The 7,177-nt window shown below is 42.1% G+C and carries 4 protein-coding genes and 1 pseudogene; 3 read left to right on the forward strand and 2 right to left on the reverse strand.

Annotated features, from left to right (window positions below):
• Both IM479_RS14835 and ccmO read right to left on the reverse strand, forming a co-directional pair.
• Positions 1 to 997, reverse strand: a 997-nt coding sequence (locus IM479_RS14835; protein ID WP_287684822.1) for a DUF8189 domain-containing protein, incomplete at its 3' end; no start/stop codon positions are given.
• A gap of 796 nt (positions 998 to 1,793) precedes the next feature.
• Positions 1,794 to 2,594: a beta-carboxysome assembly protein CcmO gene (gene ccmO / locus IM479_RS14840; protein ID WP_002775137.1), complete on the reverse strand. Its 801-nt coding sequence runs from the start codon at positions 2,592 to 2,594 to the stop codon at positions 1,794 to 1,796.
• 213 nt (positions 2,595 to 2,807) lie between these two features.
• On the opposite strand from ccmO, the gene IM479_RS14845 reads away from it, so the two are divergent.
• The 3 genes and pseudogenes from IM479_RS14845 to IM479_RS22735 all read left to right on the forward strand — a co-directional run.
• Complete coding sequence (locus tag IM479_RS14845; protein WP_287699476.1) at positions 2,808 to 3,887, forward strand: RuBisCO accumulation factor 1; 1,080 nt, start codon at positions 2,808 to 2,810, stop codon at positions 3,885 to 3,887.
• A gap of 260 nt (positions 3,888 to 4,147) precedes the next feature.
• Entirely contained in the window at positions 4,148 to 5,185 is a 1,038-nt protein-coding gene (gene csaB / locus IM479_RS14850; protein ID WP_287684825.1) for a polysaccharide pyruvyl transferase CsaB, read from the forward strand.
• A gap of 231 nt (positions 5,186 to 5,416) precedes the next feature.
• A pseudogene (locus tag IM479_RS22735) lies at positions 5,417 to 7,042 on the forward strand (IS1634 family transposase); the annotation flags it as partial.
• Positions 7,043 to 7,177 lie beyond the last annotated feature (135 nt).

Here is a 7,177-nt window from a genome sequence, read left to right on the forward strand (position 1 = left end):
CGCTGATGGCAGTTACCACCGATGTTGGTGGAAATGTGTTATCCCCTAGAGCAAACCAATCAGACCATTTAGCATCTGCAATTCTGGGATCATAGAACTTGCTCCAAATCCGGCCATCTAAACCGACGACGAAGAGACTGGTTGCGCCGGGTAATGAGCTAACGGCAGACACGTTTGTGGTTTCTGGGGAAACGCTACCTCCTAACTCAAACCATCCTGACCATGCTGGGTTTTCAACGCGGGGATCATAATACTGGCTCCACACCTTTCGATCACCCTTGATCGCAAACAATGTCACCCCACCGGGCACTCCGCTGATGGCAGTTACCGATAATAAATCTGCCAGATTTACTTGAAGATCTGATGAAGAGCTGCCAATCTTAGAAAGAGCAGCAGCGGATGTTCCTAATGGGGACGGTTTTCCATCACTGTTTAAGGCGACACCGCCCGAAAATACGATGTAATACAAGGAATTTTCTTGTTTGCTTCCCACAAATATACCTGTAGCAGTGTCAGGTTCACCCCCTCTCCCTGCAAGCTCATGGCTAATCACAGAGAGACTACCAAGAATATCATCGTCACTTCCAGTATCTCTTTCCCAAAAATAAACTGTTATCGTCCTATCGTATGGAATTGGTAGATCAAGAGTGATTCGAGGTGTTTCATTACCCAATTCAAAATAGTCTTCTTGTAAAGGCCATACCTTCTGCTGTCTCTCCTGGTCAGAAAGACTTATATAAAAATCATCTGAGCCGTCAAGGCCGAGGCTTTCAATCAGATCGGTCACCTCCTTCCATACGTCTCCCGCCGAGTTTACTGCATCTTTCAGCACATTCAAAGGCGTGAATCCTGTTACCGCTCCAGCCGTTCCTAGCAACCTATTCTGAGCGTCCAAGATTTTACCTAGAAGTTTCGAGAACGCTTTATCATTCTCTTTCCAGAAAAGACCTGTACCTGTTGTTATACATTCTATATACAGAATTCGAAGTGTCGGCATGATTGCATCCTCCAGTAATTTCTACTTGATTTTCAAAGATACGCTTAGCACCTAATTTCTGGGCTGGCGTCCCCCGGATCTGACTGAGCGACACATCTCTGAGAACCCTTGCAAAAGTATGGGTCTCAGTCAATGGGGCAGGCAGGGAGCCATGGGAGGTTGGGGCTGCGAAACCAATCCACAGCCCCTCTCTAGGCGACCGAATCATAGTGACTGTCTAACTACATATTATAGGTCAACTTTCTGTATAACACTCTCCAGAATAACGATATGGGTCAACTTTCGGCATATCACTCCATTTAGGCGCAATCGCCAGAACTTTTCCCTATATCACGCCCAAAAGCGTGGGCTCTTCTGGTTTCTGTGTGGAAGGAAGAAGGATAGGGATAATTTTCCAGAAACATAGTCTTCAAAGCTTTGCCTAGCAAGACTCCTACGAATGATAAGCACTGATTATCACACAAAGTCGAGAAGAGCCAAGCGTGTTTAGCCAGATTAGCATATTGCCAAAAACCTTGTTTAACTGAATTCCTGACAATAGGCTAAAATCACGCGATCTTTCCGGCATTACAGCGACGATTATTCGATCTGACTGCACCTCTTGACAAAAATTTATAATTATTCGATTCGTTTAATTGTCGGGGGCTTCTGTAAAGATTTTTTACCGTCAAATTATCATTCATACCCGATACAAGTATCCACCCCACACCCACCAACAAACTTTTTGATGCAAACCCTAATTCAACCTTTTGCTCCTGTACTTTTGGCAGCACAGGAGCAAAGTTGAAAATAAAAATTAATAACTGTCCTCATCGGTGATAACTTCCACGGGAATCACTTCTTCTAACACTTTTTCCTGCATTTCTTGGCGACGAATCGGTATTTTAGTTTTTTCCAATTCCGGTAAAGCGACTAATTCCCGTTGTTTTTCCCGGACGGTATTGGGTAACAACATCGGTAAAGGTTCGGGGGTTTCTAACCAGTAGCTGGCTACCGGTAGAGTATGTTCTAAATCCTCCAATAAACGGGGAATAATCATCACCGCGTGCAGTTCACCGATTTTCTCCGCTTCCCGCATTCCCGCATCAATGGCCACGGCCACATTAGCGACGGAACCCCGGATAATGGCCGTACACAAACCATCCCCAATCGTCTCGTAGGAAGCTAACTGTACATCGGCCGATTTCAACATTGCATCGGCTGCCCCCACCATAGCAGGAAAACCGCGGGTTTCCAAGAGACCGATCGACATATTGCTCAGTTTGCTGAAACCCCGTTGACTTTGGGCAATTTCGGCTAAACGGCTACCAATTGGGAAAATTACCTCTAAATTGGGCATCGGTCGGGGAATAACCGATTTAGATACCAATTGTCCGAACTGTGCGGCGGTTTTTGCCCCTTCTTCCACTGCTAACCGCACATCGGCAATATTACCACGCACGATCGCTGTACAGTGACCACCGCCAATTTTTTCGTAACCCACGAGGGTAACTTCTGCTGATTTTAGCATCATATCCGCCGTCCCGACGATCGCCGGAAAGCTGAGGGTAGAGACTAAACCCAAGGCGCTATCTTTGGGGTGACGCTTGGTTTTCATCGTCCTTTGACCGGGGTTAGTTGGGGACGAGGGGGGAATGCTTCCATTAACTCTTAATCTAGACATTGAAGATAAACTTGCCCTAACAGGTACGAAGGGGGTGATTGTCAGCTATCCTGTTACTATCTAGTCTATCCTGTTAACCTTAATTGCTCTTGAAGATTTTTGAGGGATTAGATAAATTTTAGTTATTGTAGCTTGATCAAGTTGTCTATGACAGAACAGCCTCGCAGTACAGATGATCGAATCAGCGAAACGGAAGCGACCGAATTAATGCGCTCGCTGCTTCATAAGGAAGGAAATTGGGTGAATTGGGGGCAAAAATGTCAAAAACTGCAAAAAGCTGGCTACGATTCCCAGTTAATCTTTGAACAAACGGGTTTTCAAAATGCCCAACAAAATTTAATTATTGTCGCTGCCCAAGTTTTTGAGAGTTTAATCAAAGCGGGAGCAGCTGAAGATTTATTAAGTTACTACATCGGGCCGCGCAGTGATGTGTTATACGAATTGCGGATTCTCAATCAAGAACAAAGATTGGGGGCAGCGAAGTTAGCGGCAGAAAAAAGGATTGAGGTGGCTGAAGCACACGATATCGCCAAAGCAATCCAAGATTTTTCCCGTTTATCCCAGATTCCCAGTGAATTTACCCGTCATCCTGGAGATGCGATCGCTTATCAGTGTTGGAAACGGGGCAAACAAAAGCGAGATTTAGCCGAAAGAGCGAAATTAATCGCTAAAGGGTTGAAATTTGCCCATTCTGACTCGGCCAGACAGGCGATCGAGTCTTTACTGCAAGATTTTACCGTTACTCCCACCCGTAGCGCACCTTTGCTACCCGTCCATCGTTTACAGGATGAGGACGAATTAGCCAGAATTATTCCTTTAGTAGGAAGATTTCCGGTGACGGTAACTGATATAAAACAGACAGAAAGTTTGAGCGTCGAGGAACCTTTTCGACTGGTAACGGTGGGGGATAAACAAACAATTGTGCCTCTCCCCGGTTGGCAAGCAATTCTCAAAGCGATCGATCCTGTAGCTATTTTATGGCCTAGCGATCAATTACCTCGATCGATTGCCACCAGATCCGAGGAGGTATTATTAGTGATCGATCGAGTTTTGGCCGAATGGGACGTGAACAATTATTATCTAGTAGAGACAGATAATTCCGTCTCTTTACAATGGTTTGATAGTTCCCCCGATGTCACCATACTAGGTGAATTAGTCTTGATTTTAAGAGCCAAAAATATCCTCGATGAAAAAAACATCACCGAACCCTGGCAAATGGACGACTAAATCAGTGATCAGTGATCAGGTTTAAGCTATTAGTTATGAGTGGGAATAAGAAAAGAGATAAACTGATAACTGAATCCAATAAAACTGGTCACTGCTAACTTGTAGCTGACAGCATAACTTAAGAAACTAAGAGACATTTTTAAAGTAAAAAGTAAAAAGGGAAAACCTACTTTCAAGAAAACACTGGAACAGACAACAGGCAAATGTTGACTGACAACTGATAACTGATAACTGATAACTGATAACTGATAACTGAATATATGCGTGCAGTAATTTGTGGATATTATGGGAGAGGAAACGGAGGAGATGAGGCATTATTAGTGTCTCTATTGCAGATGTTGCCCTCAGCAATTAAACCTATTGTTTTGTCAAATAATCCCAGAGAAACCAGTCAACGTTATGGAGTGGAAACCTGTCCTAGTAGGGATTGGTGGCAAGTTTTTCAAACTATGAAAAAAGCGGATATATTTATCTGGGGTGGCGGCAGTTTAATGCAGGATGTCACCAGTTTTGCCAGTCCAATTTATTACGGTGGTTTAATGGCTCTTGCTCAATTATTGGGCTTAAAAACTATTGCTTGGGGGCAGGGAATTGGACCATTAAATAGACCTTTTACCCGTTGGTTAACCAAAAAAGTTTTACAAAAATGTAGTTTAGTTACTGTGCGCGATGATACTTCGGCTCATTTAGTCGCCAATTGGGGTATTCATCCCATTGTTGCCCCCGATCCAGTATGGGCTTTAGACGCTCAATCAGTCAAGGGATTATCGGATTTACCCGCCCCAAGAATCGCCGTCAATTTACGTCCTCATCCCCTATTAACCCCAGCAAAATTAGATAAATTAACCCGAGCTTTAATTGATTTACAAATCAGCACGGGGGCGTTTATTCTCTTAGTCCCTTTTCAAAAGTCGCGGGATTTGCCCCTCTGTGAAGCTGTAGCCCGTCAATTAACGGAAAATCATCAAATCATTAGTTTAGAGGATCCAAGACAGTTAAAAGGCTTATTTCGTGGGGTAGAAATGGTGATCGGAATGCGCTTTCATAGTTTAATTATGGCCGCGGCAGAAGATTGTCGTTGTTTTGCCCTTAGTTATGATCCGAAAGTGTCGCGATTAATTGCCGAAGTACCGATGCCGGGTTGGGAATTAGATCAGTTACCAGAGGCAGTTAATGATATTAGTACCACTTGGATTAATTTTTATGCCAATGGAGAGGGATTAACCAGCGATCGCAAACATTTTTTAATCGATCGAGCTTTAATTCATCGAGAAATTTTATCTAGATTGGTGAGCTAATTTTTATGTCGAGTGCTATTACCGAAGCTATCACAACTATTGCCCTGACCGAGACAAGATTTAATAGACCTGTTGCTTTATAACTGAACTTACCCCATACATATATACCATAATAGCCGAAAACCCTTATCCATCAATGGATGCACCCCCTTAACTTTTCTTAATGTACCCATGTAATTTGTAACATTTCTTAATGAACAAGAATTCTCTCCATTTGCTAAAATAGTGGTCATGTATATAGAAAAAGTTCCTAACCGTAATTCCCCCCCCGCTGTTCTTCTTCGAGAGTCCTACAAAAGAAGGAGAACAAGTCAAAAAAAAGAACCCTGGCCAATCTCTCAAAATTACCCGATGATATTATCGACAATCTGAAACTGGCTCTTAAAGGAGCAACACTGTCAATGAATGAAGGCATTCCCAATCATTTTGAAGTGATTAGAAGTCTTCCTCATGGTCATGTGATGGCTATTTTAGAGACGATTAAAAAATTAGGTTTAGATAAAATAATCAGTGAAAAATCATCACGAATCAGAAACTTAGTAGTGGCGATGATTGTGGCAAGAATCATCAATCCTAAATCGAAACTAGCCACAGCGAGAGGGTTTAATAGTGAGACTTGTAGTCAGAGTTTAGGACAATTGTTAGACTTAGAGAAAGCCGATGAAGACGAATTATATAACGCCTTAGATTGGTTATTAGAAAAACAAGATAAAATTGAGAAGCACCTAGCACTTAAACACTTAGAATCAGGAACATTAGTCTTGTATGATGTCACTTCTACCTACCTAGAAGGAAATGGTTGTGAACTGGGAAAATATGGTTATAATCGAGATAAAAAGAAGGGGAAAACTCAGATAGTTTTTGGGTTGCTCTGTTCAGCTAAGGGTTGTCCGATAGCGGTAGAAGTATTTGAAGGAAACACCTCAGACGGTGCTACTTTAAGCGGACAAATTGAGAAAGTCATCAATGGGTTGGGGGATTGAGAATGTGGTCTGGGTAAGCGATAGAGGAATTTTCACCAACTCGAAAATCAAGGAATTAGTAAAACCGCTAGAAGGATTAGACTATATTACTGGTTTAACTAAGCCTCAAATTCGGAAACTGGCTGAGGTAGAAGTGATTCAATTAGGATTATTTGATCAGGTAAACTTGGTGGAATTTGAGAGTGAAGATTATCCCGATGAAAGATTAATTGCTTGTCGGAATCCCTTCATTGCCCAGAAAAATCAACTACAAAGAGAGGCATTATTAGAAGCGGTAGAGAAGGCACTAGATTTGATTGTTCAGGCGACTCAAAGGGAGAAAAGGGCTTTAAAGGGTCAAGATAAGATAGCTTTGAGAGTGGGCAAGATTCTTAATCAGTTTAAGGTCAATAAATACTATAACCTAGAGATAACAGAAGAAGGCTTTTCTTATCAGCGTAAGCTGGAATTAATCGCTCAAGAAACGGCCTTAGATGGTGTGTATGTGTTAAGAACTTCTCTGGAGTCAACTTTGATGGATGCAGCGACGACGGTTAAAGCTTATAAAAGTTTGTCTCAAGTGGAGGAGGCATTTCGCTGTTATAAGTCAATTGATTTAAAGGTACGTCCTATCTATCATTATAAGGGTGATAGAGTCAAGGCTCATATCTTTTTATGTATGTTGGCTTATTATGTGGAATGGCATTTAAAACAGTCTTTGGCTCCTTTGTTATTTGAGGATGAAGAAATTGATGATAGCTCCGTTGATGTGATTAAGGCGAGTCGCAGTGAATCGGTGCAATCTAAAGAGAGAAAAAAACGGAATCAAGAGAACCTCCCTGTGCATAGCTTTCGGACTTTGTTGGAAGACTTAGGGACAATTTGCTTGAATAGACCTCCTGCAAAAATAGGAACTGATTATGTACAATAAAGTAAAACACTCAGAAAAACCATGACTTACGAAAAAGTAAAAAATTTGAATCCAGAAGAGTTTAAACGCTTTTGTGGAGTATATCCTGAAACATTTAAG

It is taken from the genome of Microcystis sp. M165S2 (genome assembly GCF_020245885.1).
Lineage (GTDB): Bacteria > Cyanobacteriota > Cyanobacteriia > Cyanobacteriales > Microcystaceae > Microcystis.